The sequence below is a fragment of the Candidatus Zixiibacteriota bacterium genome (assembly GCA_026397505.1).
In the GTDB taxonomy this organism is placed as follows: domain Bacteria; phylum Zixibacteria; class MSB-5A5; order GN15; family PGXB01; genus JAPLUR01.
In genome coordinates this window covers 1-3089 of record JAPLUR010000018.1, presented here as the reverse complement: position 1 = coordinate 3089, position 3089 = coordinate 1, and the positions used below count along the sequence as shown (strand labels likewise).

General features: G+C 50.2%; 2 protein-coding genes. Both read right to left on the bottom strand.

The window, feature by feature from the left end:
- A partial coding sequence (locus NT002_00845) for a C25 family cysteine peptidase (GenBank protein MCX6827820.1) occupies positions 1-2161 on the bottom strand: 2161 nt, incomplete at its 3' end.
- A gap of 183 nt (positions 2162-2344) precedes the next feature.
- Positions 2345-3089 (bottom strand): dockerin type I repeat-containing protein (locus NT002_00840; protein ID MCX6827819.1); only part of this gene is annotated, 745 nt, incomplete at its 5' end.

The following is a 3089-nucleotide window of genomic DNA, read 5'->3' as shown; positions in this document are numbered from 1 at the left end:
AGTTCTCGCTGTTATCCGTGATCGTTACATAGGGATCGGTCGACGATAACGTCGTTACCACTTCCAGGGCATCGTCCGGACCAACATTAATCAGACCAACCCCAAGCTTGACCGCCTCGCCGTTATTCAACAGCCCGTCACCATTACCCAACTCATCATTTACCGCACTGCTCTGATACAGCAAATAAGGACCAGCGGGAGGCGTAACCGGAATGGTCGTAATATAGGGTGTTGCGTTCCGCACCGTCACTGTCAGCGTGATATCTTCACCGATGGGAAGCGACATATCGGTGGGAATATGGGCGATTCCATTCGCATCGGTATAAGCCGAACCATAAATGATTCCGTCGCGATAGAAGGTGCACTGTGCTCCCGGCATACCGGCCACTTCCACTATAAACTCCGGCAATCCATAAATTACCGCGCCGGCATGATTGACCGTGAGAGCAAAAGGAGTATTGGTACGGAACACGACGGACGGATCGCCAAAGATATGCCAGGTATCATACATCTCTACACCGTCCGCGGCATTTATATCGATCATCTTGCAGGAGGCATTGTAACACAATCCGCCTACGGTAGTGGATAACTCTCTTCTAATCAGATGGGCGGCCTCGTCCTGGGCATCCATAGGAGGATTCCAGGATTGATTTATCGATGACATATAAGTGGCGATGGCCCCGGTAGGTTGTCCATTATGCTGGGCGCGCAGCCAGGCTTCGGCAAAGCAGGTGGTACCGGCGAAATTGCCGTTCACGCAGGCGACACTAAAAATAAACGGCAGCAGATTATCGTTGGTCAAAGCATTTACATTGGAATTTGAGAAACCGGTCGTCGACCATGCTGTTGTGCTGCCATGGCCCGTGTAGTTGACAATTCCTCTTCCGCTATTGAGCGCCGCACTTACTTGAGCCGCCGTGCCCGAGGGGTCGTAGATCTGATCCACCAGCGTGTAAGTATATGCCAAAAGAGTATCTCGAATCTTATTCATATGAACATTATCGTACTCTCCGCCGTTATGTCCCGGCCCCTCTGCGGAAGCAACTCCGGTTCCCTGGTGAAGCCAAGCGCCTGAGAGCGGCACTTTCTCATAGTCGATTGTACGTGTGACCTGTGTCTGGGCTTCGGTGGCATTCTGGGCAGAGAATCTACCGACAAAAATATCCGGATAATCATCTGTCCCGGCGACTTTGGCATAGCTCGGGTCGGACGACCCGCCCGAGGCCGTCGGCGTTGCTACCTGGGCGGCATCTCCCACCAGAAGCACCCAGGCCAGATTGGTAGTATCGTAGAAATGTTGTATGAAATTCTTGATTTGCGTGCTGGTGTTGCCGATCACGGATATATCGATGACAGTAGTCTTTATTCCCTTTTGCCGTTTCCATTCCACCAGCGGTTCCATAGTCTGATGAAACGGCTGATAGGTGATTATAAGCATATCACCCGATTCCTGCAGCGGCACATATTTCCCCTTGACCTGACCGTAATTTATAAAGCGGCTATCATAGATAATATCAAAATCCCGTACCAAGCGAAGGGCATTTCCATTTCTTATCATGATATTTCTTTCGCTCCGCCCGGTCGTCACGACATCAACTGTCACCGATTTGTAAACCCGCAGCGTTCTCAGCGCGGGATTATAGCGAAAAGGATTAAGCTCGATCACCGTGCCGCGATAATCGCGAAGAATATACGGCTCGCGTAATGCCACCACTTCGGATGGAAACCACTGATTAGAATTATAAACGGAGGAAAAAGAATATGGTACGTCCTTCGGATCCACCGTGCGCAAAAGATTCCCTTTCGAGGGAGCCACTGGCGTTTCCGGGAAATCGACATAATCCTCCGCAAGTAGTTTAACCATCACTTCGGCATCGTCCGGTACGATTATGCTGCGACACAGATGAGGCAGATCCGGATTGCCGGCCTGCAAAAGATTACCCTCCCCCGAACAGGTAATTTGAAAATAATTATCGCCATTTATATCGAGCCGTTCTTTATCAAAGGACCCAATCTCGAAACGCACTACTGTATGCAAGTCATTCGACTCAATTACTGTGACGTTTGCAGTGCCGCCGGAGTTGAGCATCACTCTTTCGGCCCGGCCAAATGAAAAGGCCGATAGAATAAGAAGGCAGGTTAGAAGTAATCTTGCGCGCATGAAGCCTCTCTCCCTATAGATTATGACTAATAATTTGCGATTCCCTATAGCAACTATTTACAATCCTGTTCCTCTCGTAAATCTAATCGATTCTCATCTGATCGCATTTTGAAAGATTTACTCATACTCAATCAGGCCGGTGGGTCAGCCGGAAGCTAACCCACCGGTTATCATTTAGTTCATCTACGGGCAGAGTGGTATGGGCCCGCTTTTATAAAGGAAATTTATGAGGTAAGTAATATCGCGGATATTCACCTGACCGTTGCCATCGGCATCACCGGCCTCCACCGGATTCGGCGCCGGACCGCCCTTATACAGACAATTTATCAAATAAGTGATATCCATGATATTCACCACGCCGTCACCGTTGGCGTTGCCGCAAATATACGGCGGCAGAACGGTCATCTGAACCGGCAAGATCACCTGCGGCGTCTCGGGATCATTCGACAATACCTTCAACTGACCATTATAAATACCCTCCGCCAGTTCGCCCGGCGTAACCCGCACCGTCACCGTATCCCAGCCAAAACCGGGAATCGACCCCGAACCCGGTTCAACCCACAGCCAGCTCGCCGCCGCCATCGAAATGGCCAGATTGTCGTGCATATACGAACCGTTGAAAACAACCTGTAAACCATCCGTCCCGTTACCGTTCTCAATCCCCAGGGTCGCTCCGCTTAAACCCTGGGCATCACTCCCCGGATTCATCACCCCATACTGCATCAAAATCTTACCATCGGGATATAAAATCACCTGAAACGACAACGAGCCCGTCCCGGTCGTAGAGTAATAATTGGGAACACCGTCATAACTCACGATAAAACGAGTGCCGACGGCATCATAATAATAGTAGATATGCCCGCCCTTGCGCGGATCCAGATCGTCCCACCACAACGAAATCATGTTGTTCGGCAGAGAATCATTGGGA